This window comes from Kitasatospora sp. NPDC056731 (genome assembly GCF_040687675.1).
Taxonomy (GTDB): Bacteria; Actinomycetota; Actinomycetes; order Streptomycetales; family Streptomycetaceae; genus Kitasatospora.
Map to the genome: position 1 here is coordinate 47,883 of NZ_JBFBNR010000043.1, position 17,070 is coordinate 64,952.

10 protein-coding genes are annotated in these 17,070 nt (G+C 70.4%); 7 read left to right on the forward strand and 3 right to left on the reverse strand.

The window, feature by feature from the left end; all coding sequences use genetic code 11:
- Positions 1-28: 28 nt before the first annotated feature.
- The gene (locus tag AB0R04_RS31575) at positions 29-862 is read right to left on the reverse strand and encodes a hypothetical protein (RefSeq protein ID WP_363377066.1); all 834 of its coding nucleotides are present in this window, start codon (positions 860-862) and stop codon (positions 29-31) included.
- A 137-nt stretch (positions 863-999) separates the two neighbouring features.
- On the opposite strand from AB0R04_RS31575, the gene AB0R04_RS31580 reads away from it, so the two are divergent.
- From AB0R04_RS31580 to AB0R04_RS31605, 6 genes are all read left to right on the forward strand, one after another.
- Positions 1,000-2,322: an exonuclease SbcCD subunit D gene (locus AB0R04_RS31580; protein ID WP_363377067.1), complete on the forward strand. Its 1,323-nt coding sequence runs from the start codon at positions 1,000-1,002 to the stop codon at positions 2,320-2,322.
- Positions 2,319-5,522, forward strand: a complete 3,204-nt coding sequence (locus tag AB0R04_RS31585) for an SMC family ATPase (protein ID WP_363377068.1) — start codon at positions 2,319-2,321, stop codon at positions 5,520-5,522. Before AB0R04_RS31580 ends, AB0R04_RS31585 begins: the two co-directional genes overlap by 4 nt.
- A gap of 745 nt (positions 5,523-6,267) precedes the next feature.
- A complete protein-coding gene (locus AB0R04_RS31590) occupies positions 6,268-7,902 on the forward strand; it encodes a DUF2397 family protein (protein ID WP_363377069.1) in 1,635 nt (544 codons plus the stop codon).
- Positions 7,899-9,284 (forward strand): DUF2398 family protein, encoded by a 1,386-nt coding sequence (locus tag AB0R04_RS31595; protein WP_363377070.1) that lies wholly within the window; start codon positions 7,899-7,901, stop codon positions 9,282-9,284. Before AB0R04_RS31590 ends, AB0R04_RS31595 begins: the two co-directional genes overlap by 4 nt.
- Positions 9,281-13,513 (forward strand): SbcC/MukB-like Walker B domain-containing protein, encoded by a 4,233-nt coding sequence (locus tag AB0R04_RS31600; RefSeq protein ID WP_363377071.1) that lies wholly within the window; start codon positions 9,281-9,283, stop codon positions 13,511-13,513. The genes AB0R04_RS31595 and AB0R04_RS31600 overlap by 4 nt, the downstream gene beginning before the upstream one ends.
- Complete coding sequence (locus AB0R04_RS31605; RefSeq protein WP_363377072.1) at positions 13,510-14,793, forward strand: DUF2399 domain-containing protein; 1,284 nt, start codon at positions 13,510-13,512, stop codon at positions 14,791-14,793. Before AB0R04_RS31600 ends, AB0R04_RS31605 begins: the two co-directional genes overlap by 4 nt.
- A gap of 367 nt (positions 14,794-15,160) precedes the next feature.
- On the opposite strand, the gene AB0R04_RS31610 is transcribed toward AB0R04_RS31605, so the two are convergent.
- Positions 15,161-15,502: a hypothetical protein gene (locus tag AB0R04_RS31610; RefSeq protein ID WP_363377073.1), complete on the reverse strand. Its 342-nt coding sequence runs from the start codon at positions 15,500-15,502 to the stop codon at positions 15,161-15,163.
- Positions 15,503-15,544: 42 nt separating this feature from the next.
- On the reverse strand, positions 15,545-16,462 hold the full coding sequence (locus AB0R04_RS31615; protein WP_363377074.1) for a hypothetical protein: 918 nt from the start codon (positions 16,460-16,462) through the stop codon (positions 15,545-15,547).
- 173 nt (positions 16,463-16,635) lie between these two features.
- Here AB0R04_RS31615 and AB0R04_RS31620 point away from each other — a divergent pair, with 173 nt between their 5' ends.
- Positions 16,636-16,902 (forward strand): hypothetical protein, encoded by a 267-nt coding sequence (locus tag AB0R04_RS31620; protein WP_363377075.1) that lies wholly within the window; start codon positions 16,636-16,638, stop codon positions 16,900-16,902.
- Positions 16,903-17,070: the final 168 nt, after the last annotated feature.

Here is a 17,070-nt window from a genome sequence, read left to right on the forward strand (position 1 = left end):
GCGGGGGAGATGAGGTGAGGGACGGCCGTCAGGCTCGCCGGGCCTGCAGCCGGGTGACATTGTGGGGCGGGGCGCCGAACAACTGCTGGTCATCACTGAGCGACTTGCGGGCCCGCCGCGCAGCCTCGGCCCGGGTGGCGCGGTCGGCGTCGGCGTGCACGTCCAGTTCCGCCTGGGCCGCCTCGATCACCCGCCGAGGGTCCGGTGCGCTCTCAAGGCCGGAAATGTACTTCGGTGTCGCGTCGGGGATGTTTGTGGCGAGCCGCCACATGAGCTGTACGGCTGCCGGGGTGGCTGCTTCGCCCGAGGTGCGCACCGCCTCGGCGATGCCGATTGTGCCGGTGAGGTAGTCGGCGCGCTGCGACAGGGGGCCGATGATGCGCTGCTCCAGGGGCCAGGTGCTGATCGTCACCAAGGCGCGCACCGGTGAGAGCAGATCGTGCGCCAATGCCGGGCACAGGTAGTACGGGCGGGCTCCGGGGCTGGAGCGGTAGGAGCGTTCCTCGTCCCGGCGCAGGCTGGAGAGCTTGGAGGCGGACAGCTCTCCGGAGAAGAACGCCTCGTGCGCGCTGACGATCAGTTTCGGTGCCGCCGGGGTCCCCAGCAGCATCAGGGCCCGGTGGACGTGCTCGCGCGCCGGAAGCCGGGACCCGTGGACGACCGGGGCCGCCTGCGGTGCTGGCCGGGGAGGCGGAGTGGCCGGCTCACCGGTGTCGATGAGGGTGTCCCAAGCTTTCTCGGCGCGGCGCAGTTGCGCCCGCAGTTCGCCGGCCCGTTCTGTGTCGCCGGCGGTGGCCGCGTCGCGGATCGCGCGGCGCAGGGTGCTGATGCTCTTCTCCAGTGCGTCCAGCGGATCACTCATGTTCCCTACGCTACCAGAGTTCCAGAGTTTTCCAGACTTCTTCCTGAGATGCGGTGTACAGTCGGCAGAGCCTGACCCACTCCACCGCTGCGGCGCGGACCACACCGCCCCGCGCCACCATTTCCGGGAGGCGCCCCGTGACAGGACGCGTATTCCACACCTCCGACTGGCACCTCGGCCGCCAGATCGGCCGCTTCCGGCGCGACTCCGAAGTCGATGCCGTCCTGGACGAGATCATCGAGATCGCCGTCGACTGCGCCCCAGACCTGATCGTGCACAGCGGTGACCTCTTCGACAGCTCGCGACCGGGTCTGGAGGATATGCGTCGTGCAGCGCATGCACTGCGCCGTCTCGGCACGATCGCCCCGGTGGTCGTCGTTGCCGGCAACCACGACACTCCCCACGTCCTGGCATTCCTGGAATTCGTCCTCAACGACATGGGCACCCGCGCAGGAAACCAGGCCAGGGTCCGCTTCGCTACCGACGCCCGCCCCGACGGACTGCTGGTGGCCGAATACCCCACCAAGAACAGCGAGTCGACCTTGCGTATCGGAGCACTGCCCTACCTGCACCCCAACCGCTTCACCTACGACTTCACCGATCCGGCTCTGCTGACCGCGGCCTACGCCGAGCGGATGCGTGCCGTCCAGGCCGACGTCTACCGCCGCATGGCCGCCGGGCGCCGCGCCCAGGACATCCTCGTCTTCGCCGCCCACCTGTTCGTCGAAGGGGCCACCCCCTCCTACTCGGAACGGCAGATCTCCATCGCCGCCGACTACGCGGCCGCGCCCGCGGACCTGCCCGCCGTCGCCTACGGAGCCCTCGGTCACATCCACAAGCCGCAATCCGTCGGCCGGGCCGGATTCCCGGCCCGCTACGCCGGCAGCCCGCTGCAGATGGACTTCGGCGAGGCTGGCGACACCAAGAGCGTTGTGCTGGCCGAGATCGGCCCGGGTGCCGCGCCGAGCATCGAAGTTGTACCGCTGTCCTCCGGCCGCCGCCTGATCCGCCTGGAGGGCACCTTGGAAGAGATCGCGCAGCGCGCCGGTCGCGTTGGCGACGCCTGGGTGAAAGTGGCGGTGACTGTGGACGCCTTCAACCCGGCCCTGTCCGACACCCTCGCCAGGATGCTGCCCAAGGCGACGATCGTCGACATCGACGAGCGCCGCGCCACGACACCCAACCACATCCTTGCCCAGGAGACCCCCGCCAAGGAACTGCCCGCCACCGAGGACCTGCTGCGCGACTACCTCTCCGGCCGCGGCACCACTGGCCCGGCCCTGGACCGTGCCATGGCCGCCTTCTCGCACCTGCGAGCCGAACCCGACCCCGACGACCCCGCACCGTGCTGCGAGGAGACCCTGCTTACCGCGGCCATCGTCGGCCAGCCCCTCGATGCCATCGACCGCTCAGGCCTGCTGACCGGTACCGACACCACCGCAACCAAGGCGACGGCATGAAGCCACTGACGCTCGACCTCACCGGATTCCGCAGTTACCCCAGCCGGACAACCATCGACTTCACCGGCAAGAGCCTGATCGCCGCCCTCGGCGACACCGGCGCCGGCAAGAGCAGCCTGTTCGACGCCATCACCTACGCCCTGTTCCGCAAGAGCACCTGGACCGCCAAGGAGTCCAGCCAGCTCATCGCCGATGGCGCTAAGGCTATGAGCGTCGAACTCACTTTCCTCCACGACGGACAGCGCTGGCACGTCCACCGCACCATGCACGCCACCAACCCGAACGCCGGCCGCCACCACCTCACGAACCTCGACACCGGCGAGGAGTTCGACGGCGCCAACGCCGTCGACGCTCGCATCCGGGCCGTGCTGCAGATGAGCTACGACACCTTCCTGCGCGTCGGGCTGCTCCCGCAGGGCAAGTTCGACCAACTCCTCACCGGCACCGTCAAGGAGCGCAGCGAGCGGCTGCGCGAACTGTTTGGCACCGATTCACTCTCACTGGTGTCGGTCCGCCGGATGGCCGACGACCGTACCCGCACGCTCCAGGCATTGCTGGGTGATGCGAAGGCCAAGCGTGCCGGGATGCCGGACAACCCCACACAAGCCGCCACACAGGCTGCCGTGGCCGCCGACGTGGCCGCAGCCCGCGCCGAACGCCTGAACGCCGCCATCGGCGGCATCACCGCGCTGAGGGACGAAGCTGCTGAAGCCCGCCATGTCGCGTCCGCCGCCGCCACCTCCGCGCAGAACCTGTCGAAGCGCACGGTGGCCCACGCCGAGGCCCTCCTCGATGCACTTGAGCCCGTCGCCGCCGACATCGCCGCGCGGCGCGACGCCCTGGACCAGCGCGTCGCCCAGGCCGAAGCCCGAGAAGGCGAACTGACCGCAGCGATCGCGGAGACGGACGCCCAGGGAGAAGGCCGCGACCGCCTCACCAAGGCCGCCCTGATCCTGGCGACCCTCGCGGCGGACGCCGAGGAACACCGCCACGAGGATGACCGGCTCGCTGCGCTCACCAACCAACTCGACGACGAACACACCGCCATCGCCATGGCTGAAGCCGAGCTGGCCGAGCGCGCCGAGCGCGGTGAACCACTGGCAGAAGCAGCCCGCGCCGCCGCTGAAACGAGCAAGCGCATCCGCGCACGTGCCACAACCGTCCGCACCTTGCTGGCCGAAGCCCTCTCTGCAGCCCGCCGTATCGCGGATGCCGCAAGTGCTCACACCACCGCGGTAGGCAGATGCGATTCCGCCCACGACGCCCTCGGCCCGCTGGAAGAGGAAGTAGCCACCGCGAGCAGCGGCCTTACAGCCGCCCAGGCGCATCTGGAGGCACTCCGACTACGCGACAACGCCGCCGCTATCGCTGCCGAACTGCACCCCGACGGCGACTGCCCCGTATGCCACCAGCAACTCCCGGCCGACTTCGAACCCGAAGCCGCAACCGACGCGGCCGCTGCGGCCGACGCGAAGGCACAGTTGAGCCAGGCGCACGCCGCGTATGATGCGACCTCCCACCGCCTCACCAAGGCTCGCGCTACTGCGACCGCGGCCGAAGAGATGGTGCGTGAACGCGGACGCGACCATCGGACCGCCCAGCAGAACGCTCAAGACGCCACCGCACGAGCCGTACACGCCTTCGCCGAGTTCGTGGCTCTCGCCGCCGAAACCGGCGCCGGACTCGACACCGAGTCGGCTCCGACGAAGCTGGCCGCGGCTACCGCGCCCCTGGCAGACCGTACCGCCGCCGGCGACGAACACCCCGACCACTTCGAGCGGGACACAACCCTGATCACGGACACGATCACCGCATGCGAAGAGGCAGCCGACAGCCACGCGGAGGAACTGCGGGCCGACATACACCGCCACACTGCCCGGATCGAAGCAGACCGCAAGACCCTGACAGCGCGCAAGAACTCCCACCAGCGCGACGCTGACGACGCCACGAAGACCACCGAACGGCACACCCGCGCCGTTGCCAAAACCGCCGCCAAGGTCAGCGCACTTCCCCACCGTATCCAGGGGATGCTGCCGCACGAGGCGATCGACGTGACCGCCGACCAGGCCAACGCCGCTGCCGCCGCCGTCACCGCCCGCCAAGCCGAAGTCCAAGAGCTATTCGACCGCAGGGAAACCGAACGCGCGGAGAAGACTCGAGCAGTCGCCGACCAGCGCGCCCTCGACCAGGAGACCCACACCAACCTCGAGCGCCCACTGACCGAGCTGCGCGGCAACCTCGACGCCTGGGCCCAGGCCGCCGCCGAGGCCATCACACACCTCGACGAGGCCGACCGGCACCAGGTGCCAAGAGCCCCGGCAGAGCCGACCCTCGCCGAGATCCGCCAGTACGCCGCCGAACTGTCAACGACCACCTCGACACTGGACGGCAAACTCGCCGACCGCGCTAACACCGCCACCGACCGCGCAGCCGCCGCGCAGAGCAGCCTCGACCAACACGCCCACGCACTCGCCGACATCGAAGGCTTCGATCCCGCAACCGACCTGACCGCACCCCAAGCTCTCCACCCTCTCGTCGCCGCAGAGGCACAGGCAACGAAGGAAGCCGAGGACCAGCGCCACAAGCAGCAGGTAGCGCAGAACCTGATCAAGCCAGCCGCCGACCTCGAGTTCGCCATCGACGCGGGCACCGCCCGCTACGAGGCGCTGGAAGTCCTGCGCCGCGAACTGGTCGACGCCAAGTTCCTGGGCCACCTCACTGCACTGCGCACCCGCGCACTGCTCGGCGTGGCCAGCGATCTGCTCGGTCAAATGTCCGAAAATCGATTCGGCTTCGCCGACAATCTCGACATCGTCAGCCGCAACTCCGGGGTCGTCCATCATCCGAACCGACTGTCCGGTGGGGAGAAGTTCCTCGCATCGCTCGCCCTGGCGCTGGCCCTCGCCGAGCTGCACTCCCGCAGCGGCCCAACCCTCGGTTCCCTGTTTCTCGACGAAGGCTTCGCAGCCCTCGACACCACCGCACTCGACTCGGCCCTCGAGGTGCTGCGTACCCAGACCGGTGGCGACCGGCTCGTCATGGTGATCAGCCACCTGCACGCCGTCGCCGAAGCCGTCGATGACGTGCTCTGGGTGGAACGGTCCTCTGCCGGGTCGTCCGCTCGCTGGCTGACACCGGCCGAGCGCGACGAACTGGTGCAGACCGACCTAGCAAGCGGCCTACAGACACTGACTCAGTAGTGCGGAGCGATGCCGAGCCCGACTGCGGTGATATCCGGACGGCGGGAGCCGCCCCCCGCACGCGCGGAGCAGGCGTCCCAATCGCCCGGATGTCCGGTCAGCAGGAAGGGGCAGGCCGATTGGCCGAGGTTGGAGCTCTCGATTCGGTCCCGGCTCGACTTGACCCTGGGGCCTGGCAGTTGGCGCAGCGCCAGTGTGACTCCAGGGCAGAGCGGGGGGGGGGGCATGGCGGTTGTCAGACCTGGGTTCTCGGCGCAGCCGTCGAACTGGGCGGCGAGGGCCGGGTACTCGGCCTGCAGCGGTTGCCCCTGGCGTACGCGGCCTGGCGCACTGGGCGGCTTGGGCGGAGATGGGGCTGTCTGATTGATTAATATAGAACGCATTATCGAATTAGTGGCAAGTTTCTCTGGCATGCTAGCCACTGCCGGGGCGCTCGCGGGAATGGCCGAATTTGGTGAGGTAGCACTGCGGCGATTCCGTGCGCCGAAGTGCGCTCCAGCTTCGGATGTCGGTGCGTTCGGGTTGGGTAAGCGCAGCTCATGTACAGATCTGAGGCGTCCCCGGCGTAGGTGCGGCCCGGTCGCAGTCCTGTGTTCCGCTCCGAGCGTCGAGCACCGCATTCCAGTCATGTAAGGCGGCGGAGATTTGTGTGAATTGACGGGAACCCCGATGCGCTGTCAGGGGAGGGGGCTACTTTTTCGTCGGGAGATCGGGCATGTGCTTGTTGGGCGCGGCTGGGGGAGTGGTGACAGTAGACGAACAGAGTCCCGATGCGGGCAGCGATGCGGGCGACGCGCGCCAGGTCGTGGGATACCTGGTACGGCCGGAGTCCGGCGACTACATCGCGATCATGGATGTGTTGGAGGGGTCGGTCACCGACCTGACGGTCGCTGAGGTCACGGCTGCGCTGGCGGCGACAGGATTGCGTATGGAGGCGCGTCTGGTCGAGGTACGCCTGGACGCGCTCAAAGCGATGGGGGCGGTCTCTGTGCGGTCCGACACCACCCGGGCCCGCCATTACGTCGAGATCCTCGCCCGGAACTGGCGCTACACCGCCAGTCCCGCAGGCCGCCACGTCCAGCGCTTCTACCGGCAGGTCCTGGCGGGGACCGCGACCGTGCGCGAAATCCCGATCGTGTCATTGAGTCGCATCGTCACCCACCTCGAGCAACTCGCCGCTGCTCTGGGCACAGGGGAGCCGGCCGCCACACGCCTCGATACCGCGATGCTGGACGCGGTCAGCACGGTATTCACCAGCCACGACGACCTCGACGCCGCTCTGGTCGGTGCGGAGGACGCGCTGGTGGGCCTCGCCGACCGGTTCGATTTGGACGAAGAGCGCACCAACGACCTCAAGGGCCTGCTCGTCGACTACGCGACCCGCGTCGCCTCCGAGCTCGACTCCGGTTCCGCACGGGCAGCCGCAGCGCTGGCGGTGCTCCGCCCGTGGTTCGGCCTGCTGGCCCAAGCCACCGTGGACGCCTCCCAGGCCCGCGACCTCATTGCCGCCGGTGCTCTCAGCGCATCCCGGGGAGGCCGCGCGGAAGACTGGCAGGGACTGTGTGCCTGGTTCGACGTCCGCGGCGGACGAGCGGCCCGGTTCTCGCTGCGCCTGGTCCGGGCGCTGCCGAGCATGCACGCCAACCTGCGCCGGCTCCACTCGTCGTCAGGGGTTGTCTCCACCCGCACCCGCGCTCTGAGCCTCGCCCGGGCGGTGCTGACACCGGAGATCGGCGTGCAGATCTTCCAAGCCGCAGTGGGCGACCATTCCTGGCGCAAGCTCTACGGGCAGGCCGACGAGGACGACACCGGCCGCAACCCGTCCTGGCGCGGCGGGCCGCAAGTCCCGGTACCGACCCTGCTGCGCACCACCGGCCGCTCGGGCCCGCGAGGCGGGGGCGCCAAGCCGCGTGACGACACTGCGGCCAGGGCGCAGGTCGCCCAGGCGCGGGCACGGCGGCAGGCCGAGCACACGGATGCCGTCGCCAGGGTCCTGGCCTCGATTCCAGGACAACACCTGGACGAGGCCGCCGCCCGCGCCGCATTGGCGGCTCTCATGGCCGCCGCCCGAACCACCGCAACAGGCCCCAGGCGCACCGGGACCAGCGACGGGCTCGCCTGCACCCTCGTCCACACCGGCCGCGATACCGGCGCCCTGACCGCCCCCACCTGGCGCGTCCTGCTGCCCGGCCGGATCGCCCTGTTCCACCAGCCCGGCCGCCGTCCCTCGGCCGCTGCCCTCGCCGCAGTCGTGGGTACCGCGACAACACACGACACCGCCGCGCGCGTCACGCTGAGCCTCACTCCGCGCCCCGGCCCACTGATTCCCGTTGCGGATGGGGCCCCCGACACCGTGATTCGGCAGGAAGGCGCAGCATGAGCGAGAGGACGGATTCCGGGCCACTCGACCCCGCACCAGGGCCGGATGGCAGTCCCGCCCGCCAGCCGCTGCGCAGGCGAAAAGCCTGGCGACCCGAGGCCGACACCGAGGTCGCCACGCTTCTGTGCCGCCTGGCCGCCACGCCGTGGCTGGTCGGCGGCCGCCAGGACGACCTGATCGCCGCAGTACGCCGCAACGCGCCCGCCCTGCGCTCTGCGGTGGCCCGCATGGGCTGGGTCCTGATCATCGAACGCGACCTGGTGCGGCTTCGGAAGAGTCCGCCCCCGCGCCCGCGGGAATGGGCGACCCAAGGGCCGAGCCCCGCCGTCTGCTCCTGGTTCTTCCTGCTGATGGCGGCTGCCGAGTCGATGCTGCCGCGCATCTCCGTCGGACACCTCGTCACCCAGGCCCGCGCAGCTGCCGCAGAAGCCGGACTTCCCGTCGCCTACGATATGGCCGAGCGCCGTGCGATCCTCGCCGGCCTGCGCATGCTCGACGAACGCGGCGTCATCGAGCGCCTCGACGGCGATCTCGACAGCTACCTGCACGACGAGCAGGCCCCTGTGCTGCTCGCCGTCCACCACACCCGGCTGGCCTACGTCATCGTCAACCCCGGCACCCTCGATCCGGCTTCCGACCCGCGCGCATGGCTTGAGCAGGTGCAACGCGAACCGGACGCGGCCCGCCGGATGCGCCGTGCGCTCGTCGATGACACCTGCGTGCACACCGCGCTCCTGGACGACGCCGAGGCACAGTGGCTGAGCCAGCGGGTACGCGGCGACGACGGTGGGCCCCTGGCCGACGCCTTCGGGCTCGTCCTGGAGCGCCGCGCTGAAGGCGCCGCGTTCGTCGTCCCGGACGATGCCTTCCGGAACTTCCGCGAACTTGGCCCCATCCCCTTCCCCGCACCGGGCACCATCGCGCACGCCGCACTGCTGCTGCTCGACTACGCCGCCCTGGGCGGCACCCGCGACGGCGGCCCCGGACCAGGCTGGCGCGGCCTGGCCGAGGACCAGGTGCTGGCCGCACTGGCAGGCTTCGCGGACAACAACGCCTCCGGGAAGGGCGGTTGGGGAGCCGAGTACGCGCAAGACCCGGCCCTGCTCGCCGGGAAAGTCCGCGACCTGCTGACCGGCGCCAACCTCGCCCGACTCCCCCCGCCGCAGCCCGCAGCAGGCGAACAGGCCAGCTTCACCTGGTGGTTCGCCCCCACCGCCGGCCGCTGGGCGGCGGAGGGCACCGCGGTCCCCAAGACCGCGCGGTCCCGCAACACCCCGACCCGTCGCCGAACCGCCACGAAGAACAGCGGGCCCGTCCAAGTCCAGCAGGGACTGTTCAGCGAATCCGCAGCCGACGAGACCCCGGAGAAGTACCTCCTGTGAGCGACATCCTCGACCTGGACTTCAGCACCCCACCGACACCTCCGCCAGCCGGAGACGCAACCCGCTTCGGCGGCCGCTGGCGCCTGACCGGCGCAGGGCTGTCGAACGTATGGCGCTACGGCGATCTGGACCTGCCAGCCGCCTCAGGACGGCTGCTGCTGCGTGGCCCCAACGGGACCGGCAAGACCACCGCGCTGGAGGCCCTGTGGCCGTACCTGCTCGATCTGAACGCGGCCAAGCTCGCGGCCGGCAAGGCACGTCCCACCACACTGAAGGGGCTGATGAGCGAAGGAGCGCTCACCAAGGGCCGTCGCTACGGATACCTGTGGCTGACCTTCGCCACCCCGGACGACGAGCGAGCCGCGAGCGCCGCGCAGGGGACCGCCGATCCCATGGTGAGCTTCGGCGTCCGCCTCCAATACTCGCCGAGCTCCACACCTGCCGTGAACGTCGTCCCCTTCACCGTGCCCGGCCGCCCGCTCAAGGAACTGGCGCTGCGCGGCCCCAACGGAGGCGCACTCGAAATCGACGAGTTCACCGCCCGCATCCAGGCCGCCGGCGGACACGTGTTCCCCGACCCCGAGTCCTACGTCGAACACCTCGCCGCCCGCATCTGGTCCACCACCGCCGACGAACTGCGCCTCCTCGCCTCACGCCTGCGCGAGGTCCGCAACCCGACACTGCTGGGCGACGTCTCCCCGGCCGCGGCCGCCGACGCGCTGCGCCAGTCCCTCCCCGGTGTGGCCGGCGACGTCCTCTCGGCCACCGCCGAGGCCCTCGCCGAGTCCAACACCACCCGAGACGCGTTCGAACGTGACGAACACGCCGCCACCCACCTGCAGGACTTTGCCCGTGTGTGGACCGGGCACGTCGTCGACGTCACCCGCGCCGCCTACACCGCCGCCCGCCAGTCGGACACCGACACCCGGACACGCGAAAAGCACGTCAAACAGCGCGGCGGCGAACTCTCCGAAGCGCAGTCCGCCGCCGGACGGGCCGCCGCCGAGGTCCAACGACTCAACGACTCCCACACCACGGCCCAGGCCGCAGCCCGTGCCATCGAAACCAGCGACGCCTACCGGTCCCACGGGCGCGCCATGGACCTCCGCAAGCGACTCAAAGCCGAACAGGGCGCCGCAGCCAGCAGCTACGCCAGCCTGCGCGCCGCAGCCGAGCAGGCCCGCAAGCAGACCGCGACAGGCCGAGACGCCCTCGACGACGTCATCGGCGACATCGAAGAGATCGCGGCGGCCGCGCAGGAAGCAGGCGCCCGGCCCGTCGCGCTCGAAACCCTCATCGCCCACTACCCCCGGGCCCGCGCCACCCGGACCGTCGCCGACCAAGCCGTCGACCCGGGGCCGGGAATCACCCTCACCCACGACGACGCGAGCCTGCGAAACCTCGCCACCGACTGGACGGCTGCAGCCCAGGAACGTCGCGCCACAGCGGACAAGGCCGCACTCGTCCTGCGGGACCACGAGCGCGTCGCCGCCGCCGACACGGAAGCCCGAACCGCGCATCGCAAGGCGACCGACGCCGAGAACGCCTACGACGAAGCCGACCAGGCCCACGAGCACGCCACCGCGGCCGCCCGCTCGGCCGCCCATCAGACACTCGCCGACGTCGCCCGGTGGGCGCTCGCACACCCACATCTGCGCGGCCTGACCGACGAGCCGGCCACCCACCGCGACGCGCAGCAGATCTGGGACACCGACGACGTCGAAGCCCTCGCCCACGCCGAACCCTCCGCCGTACGCGACCAGCTCAACACCTGGGCCGAGCAGGCCCTGCACACCGGCGAGAGTGCCGCAGCCGCCCACGACAACCAAGCCAAGCAGCACCTCGAAGCCGCAGCCGCCCATGACCACGCGGCCCGACAGAACCGCGACGACGCCCGCCGCCTGCGCGCCGGAAAGCTGCTCCCGCTGCCGCGCCCGGACTGGGCCGGCCCCGGAGACGACGACACCGCGCTCGGCGCGCTGCTCGAATGGCACCCCGAAGCCGACCACAAGGACGACCAGAAAGCACTCATCGAGCTGGCGCTCGCCAACTCGGGAATCCTCGGAGCCCATCTACACGCGGACGGCGCCGCCACTCACGCCTGGCGAGTCAGCCCTGCGGGCGCCAGCCCGTGCGAGGGCAATCTGACCGCCGTCCTCACCGTCGTCCCCAGCCATCCGCAGGCGGAACTCGCCCGGGCAGTCCTGGAACGCATCGCCCTGGCCGACAGTGCCACCGGCCACCGAGGTACCGCTGCCCCGGTCATCGGGCGCGACGGCACCTTCGCGATCGGCCCCCTCACCGCAGACCCGCGAGTCGCCGTCGCCGAGATCCCCCCTGCCTCGCACATCGGCGCCCGCACGCGCCTGGCAACCGCACGAGCCAGAGCCGACGAACTCGACGCGGCCGCCGAGGAACTCGAAATCCTCGCCGACCACGAGCGCGACACCGCCGCCGATCGAGGACGGCAGCGCGACGCGGTCCGCCGTCAGGCGCGGGCTTTCCCTCCACGAGGCGAGCTGACCAACGCCGAGGCGGAACGGGCCCGCACCGCCAAGGAAGCACACCGACGCCACGACACGGCCCAGGCCCTGCGCCAGCGCGCCGCCGACGCCGCGGCCGAGCACAAACGCCGGAACACCGCTTGGACGGCCCGCGCACGGAGCCTGGACCTGCCCGCCGACCCCGACAGCCTGGCCGACCTGATCGAGGACGGCCGCACACGCACCCGGACACTCACCGACTGCTCACAGCAGATGACCTCGCGGCTACTGCCGAGACTTGAGCGCGCCCTTCGGACACTCCCGGACGAAACCGCTCTCGCCGAGCACCTCGCCGAACTTCAGCACACTGCCCGGACCGCACACACCACGGTGCTCCAGACCCAGGCCGAGCTCACCGAGACACAGTCCCACGGCGACTCCGACGACGCGGCACGCCGCTACGAGCAGGCCGTCGCCCAGGCGACGAGCCTTGACTCCGAACTCTCATCAGCCCGCGAACACGCCGTCGAAGCCGAGAAACACCTCACCGCCTGCGAACTCGCGCTCGCCTCCGCCCGGGAACGGCTGGACGATGCGCGCCCCCAGCAGAAGACCACCCGGGCTCGTCTAGCCGCCCTGCTCGCCTGGCCCCCTGCAGCTCAGGCCCTCGGCGCCGACACCGACTGGGCCGGTTTCCGCGAAGACGCCGCCGGGCCCGACCTCCTCGACGCCGTCGAAGAGCACCTCGCCCGACGTCCCACGGCCTCCAAGAAGACCCTCGGCGAACGCTACGACACCCTGCGCGCGGAACTGGCCCAGACCTGGACCGTCGCCCGCGACGAGCCGCCCGCCGGCCTCGAGCAGCTCGAAGCCTTCGTCCTCACCCACGAGGACACCCCCTACAACCCCCTGAATGCCGCCACCCGCGCGCAGACCCTCGCCGACAGAGCCCGAGCCGCCCTCGACGCCGCCGAAGCGGCGGCACTACGCGACTTCGTCATCGGACGACTGCCCGCCGCGCTCGGGACCGCATGGGCAACCCTGACGGAGTGGAGGAAGACCGTCAACCGCAAGATGCGCGCAGCCCAGGCATCCTCCGGAGTCGGAGTCCAGGTCCAGATCGCCCTGCGGGACGACCTCGACGCCGCCACCCGCACCGTCTACCACCTGTCATGCGAAGTCGGCGACGCGATCCGCACCGAAGAACAGAAAGAACAGGTCGGCCAAGCACTCCAGGCACTGCTGGCCGCCGCAGACGGCTCCACCATGGAAGAACGCCTCGCCGCCGCCGTCGACATCCGTACCTGGGTCACCGTCCGCTACCTCGTCGAGCGCCCCGGACCCGACGGCACACCCGTCACCGGTCAATGGGGCTCACGGACTGGCCTGTCCGGCGGCGAACGGCGCCTCGTCGTCCTGGCCCCCATGCTCGCCGCCATCGCCGCCAACTACGACCGCCACACACCCACCGGACTGCGCCTGGTCCCGCTCGACGAAGTGCCCGCCGAAGTCGACGAACGCGGACGCGAAGGCCTCGCCCGCTACCTCGCCGAACTCGACCTGGACATCCTGTGCACCTCCTACCTGTGGGACGGCGCCCCCGGCGCATGGGACGGAATCGACGCCCACGACCTCGAAGCAGGCAGCGACGGCACCGTCGTCGCCTTCCCCATGCTGATCCGGACGAACCAGGTCCTGCCTGGCGACCCCGGACAGGACGACGGCCAGGCGGGAGGACCGGCATGAGCTGCCAGCTGTGCAGCGGGGCATGCATGGACGCCGACCTCACCCCGTTGCTGCGGCCCGAACTCGCCTGGCTGTGGCAGGCCCTCGCCGCGACAGCCGACCGCCGCGGCGACGAACACCTCACCACCGGGCCCGCCGTGACGGTGACCGTCCCTGCCGACCCGGCGCAGCGCGCCGCCGCAGCCGGCCTCATCCGGGGAAGACCGCTGGAGCCCGGCCAGCGTCGCCGCATTACCCTCGAGGAACTCACCACAGCGCTCGCCGCCCGCGGGCCCCGGATCACCCCAGGCGCCGTCGCAGCCCACGCCTGTAACCGGCGCCTGGCAGAAAAGGCCCGCGGCCACGCCGAGAAGAACGCGGCAAGCGACCGAATCCGCGCCCAGCTCGATAGTTCTCTGACAACCCTGCCCGGCCACGTCCGCGAACTCCTCGGCCCTGCAACCCTCTTCAGCCGGCTGCGCGGCCTCGGCTGGATCACCCGACTCGCCCACACTCAGGACGCGGCCGAACTCCTCGACCAGGCACTGCAGGTGGCATCCCGCCTGCCCTTGCCCGGCCAACGCATCGACCGCCGTCTCCTGGTGCCCGGAAACCCGCACGCACTCGACGCAGGAGCACTGCCGGCGCTCGTCCTCGCGCTCACTGGATCACCCAGCTCGGGCGCGCGGTCGAGCTGGGCACGCCTCGGTGTGGACTACGACGACCTGCTCGGCGGGCTCATCGTCACCGGGGTCCACCCCACGGGCTGGCACATCCCGGCCGGGGCGACCGTCACCATCCCGCCGAGAGAACTGGCCCCGATCACGTGGGAGCCGCCACCGGCCACCGGCGAGTGGGTGTTCGTGACGGAGAACCCCTCCGTCCTGGCCGCCGCAGCGAACCGCCATGCCCTGGCGGGGGCCACAGCCGAAGCACCCAGGGTGATCTGCACCGCCGGTACGCCGTCACAACTGGAATGCGAGGCGATCGCGCTCCTCGCGGATGTCGGCTGGCGCATCGCCGTCAGAGCCGACTTCGACCCGCCAGGCCTGGCACACGTGCGCGCACTCCTCGCGGCAGCCCCGGACGCGATCCCGTGGCGGATGGGCGCGGCCGACTACCTCGCGGCCGCCCCCGACGGCACCGACGGCGCCGACCTCCTGCGACTGCAGGACACGGACTCGCCCTGGGACCCCGGCCTGGCGTCCGCGATGGTGAAGCGCTCCGTCCCCGTGTACGAGGAGGACCTCCTTCCCCAACTGCTCAGTGACATCGCGGGCGGTACGCCCGGCGACTCCTGATCCAAACCAATCCAAGCCGGTGACGTGCCACGTTCGGCAACTGTGGGTCATGTTTCCGAGATTCAGGCCTGAACTTGTCTGGCCGTCAGGTGGCTGGCGCTTGGAGATCAACGGCGGCCACCTCGGCGGCGATGAACCACGGTTTGTGCCGTCTCGCCTGCACTCGATTTTGAGCCGGAGCGGCTTGCCCTCCCACTGCCGTTCCCAGGATCCTGTATTCCAACGCGACGCGGGGCTCGGCTCCATTGCAAGCGGCTGGTGATACCCGGCCTCCAGCGCGAACGTCTCCGAGAGCCGGCCGAGCCGACAATCGGCCTCGTTGACGCCCGGCTTCAAGCGCAGCGGCGACCACACGACCGCCGCGAGCTCATTTCTCGGATGGTGATCCGCCGAGATGGGAATGCCCGGTGTGTTTGACGCCAGCCTCGTTCTGCACAGTGACGATGACCTGGTCCAGGCGGTCCAGGCCGACGGGGCCAGTCCGTTTCATCTGAAGAGTGCTCGTGCCAGGCACGAAGGCGAGTCGGATCTGCGGGGTGAGTTTGCGGTGCCAGCGGTCGTGCTCGATCGCGGCCAGCGAGTCGGCGGTGCAATTCGCGGCCCGCGACGCCTCGTTCGATCGACGGGACGACAGCAGGGCGAGCCCTGCGGCTATCGCGCTGCCGATCGCGGCAGTGGTGCCCAGGAAGGTGGCAAGCGGAAAAGTCATGGCGGAGGCTACCAACCCCTGCTGACAAAGCGTTCGCCTGCGTCAGAACGGGACGGGCTTGCTCGGCAAGGCGGATGACGGGGACCAAGGGGCGCGCATCGGGTACCGCGCGCCCTTTCCCTTTTGGGGCTCCAAGAGTGGACGGGCGTCGACCACCGCCGTCGCCACCGCCGACACCGTGCCTGCGTGGCCGGTGAGGGGTTGGCCGATCTGCCAGCCGGTGGTCAGGTCCCACACCCGCACGGTCCGGTCACCACTGCCGATGAGCGCTACGGGACGGCCGTCGACCACCGCCGTCGCCACCCCGCCCACCTGGCCGGTGTGGGCGGCGAGGGGTTGGCCGATCTGCTGGCCGGTGGTCAGGTCCCATACCCGCACGGTCCGGTCACCACTGCCGATGAGCGCTACGGGACGGCCGTCGACCACCGCTGTCGCCACCCCGCCCACCTGGCCGGTGTGGGCGGCGAGGGGTTGGCCGATCTGCTGGCCGGTGGTCAGGTCCCATACCCGCACGTCCCGGTCGGTGCCGCCGGTGACCACGACGGGGCGGCCGTCGACCACCGCTGTCGCCACCGCCAGCAACGCGTCGGTGTGGGCGGTCGGAATACGGCGCAGGGACCGGTCGAGCTGGGAGCCGGTGGCCCACTCGACGCCCCACGGTGCGGCGGGCTCGCCCTCCACCGTTGCCGCGGTGATCCGCGCGGACAGCTCCCGGTCCCCGTAGCGGGCCGCGTCCAGCGCCAGCAGTTGTCGGCGCACCCCCGCGGTGACGTCACGGTGCAGGTCCGTCGAGGCCCGGTACACCGACGCGGCCAGTCGCGCCGCCGGGCCCGCCGCCGTGTCCAGCAGCGCCATCACCGTTCCCGGGTCGGCGTTCACCAGGAACCACGGATCTGCCAACCGCCCGACGGGCGCGGCGGGTTCAGCGTGCGGGCGGGCGTCGCTCGGATCGTCGGACATGACCGGCACAGTAGTCGTACCCGGCAGCACGGCACCGCGGAAAGCACGACTGGCTCTGTTCACGAAAACGGGTTCTGGTCCACTTCTGTGGCTAGGTGAGGGTGAGTGTTGTCGGCCGTGTGTGATTGAGTGCGGGGAGAGTTCTGCAGCCATCGCCTTCGGGGGGATCGTCCATGTCGCAGTACCCGTCGCTGACCCGCGCCCTGGCGGAAGCGCTTGTGGACCTCGCCTGGTTCCTCGAGAGCGCGGACGACGAGCACATGGACCAGGACGATGCGGTGAAGGCACTGGAGGGTGTCGCCGCGATGATGGATCGCCTGTCGAACTCCCAGCGTGCAGAGTTCCAGCAGGTGATCGAGGCGATGACCGAGGCCGAGACCGATCCCGGCCGCCGTGAATTCCTGGAAGCGTTCCCGGACGGCTTCGGACTCGTGGAGTAGTCAGGCTCAGGACGCGAGTAGAACTCGCTTCCTCAGGAGCGCAAAGCCGGCGCGTCCATACATCTGTCGCTTCAGCATCTTGAAAGTTACGTGGAATCTGCCGGGGATGATCTTGTCTCCTCGGTGTAACCACGGACTTGAGAGATGGCTTGAGCGGCACGACGGGGC

Excerpts from the sequence above, each read along its gene's own strand:
- AB0R04_RS31575 (WP_363377066.1), bottom strand. The coding sequence starts at position 862 with ATGAGTGATCCGCTGGACGCACTGGAGAAGAGCATCAGCACCCTGCGC.
- AB0R04_RS31585 (WP_363377068.1), top strand. The coding sequence starts at position 2,319 with ATGAAGCCACTGACGCTCGACCTCACCGGATTCCGCAGTTACCCCAGC.
- AB0R04_RS31595 (WP_363377070.1), top strand. The coding sequence starts at position 7,899 with ATGAGCGAGAGGACGGATTCCGGGCCACTCGACCCCGCACCAGGGCCG.
- AB0R04_RS31605 (WP_363377072.1), top strand. The coding sequence starts at position 13,510 with ATGAGCTGCCAGCTGTGCAGCGGGGCATGCATGGACGCCGACCTCACC.
- AB0R04_RS31610 (WP_363377073.1), bottom strand. The coding sequence starts at position 15,502 with ATGACTTTTCCGCTTGCCACCTTCCTGGGCACCACTGCCGCGATCGGC.
- AB0R04_RS31615 (WP_363377074.1), bottom strand. The coding sequence starts at position 16,462 with ATGTCCGACGATCCGAGCGACGCCCGCCCGCACGCTGAACCCGCCGCG.
- AB0R04_RS31620 (WP_363377075.1), top strand. The coding sequence starts at position 16,636 with ATGTCGCAGTACCCGTCGCTGACCCGCGCCCTGGCGGAAGCGCTTGTG.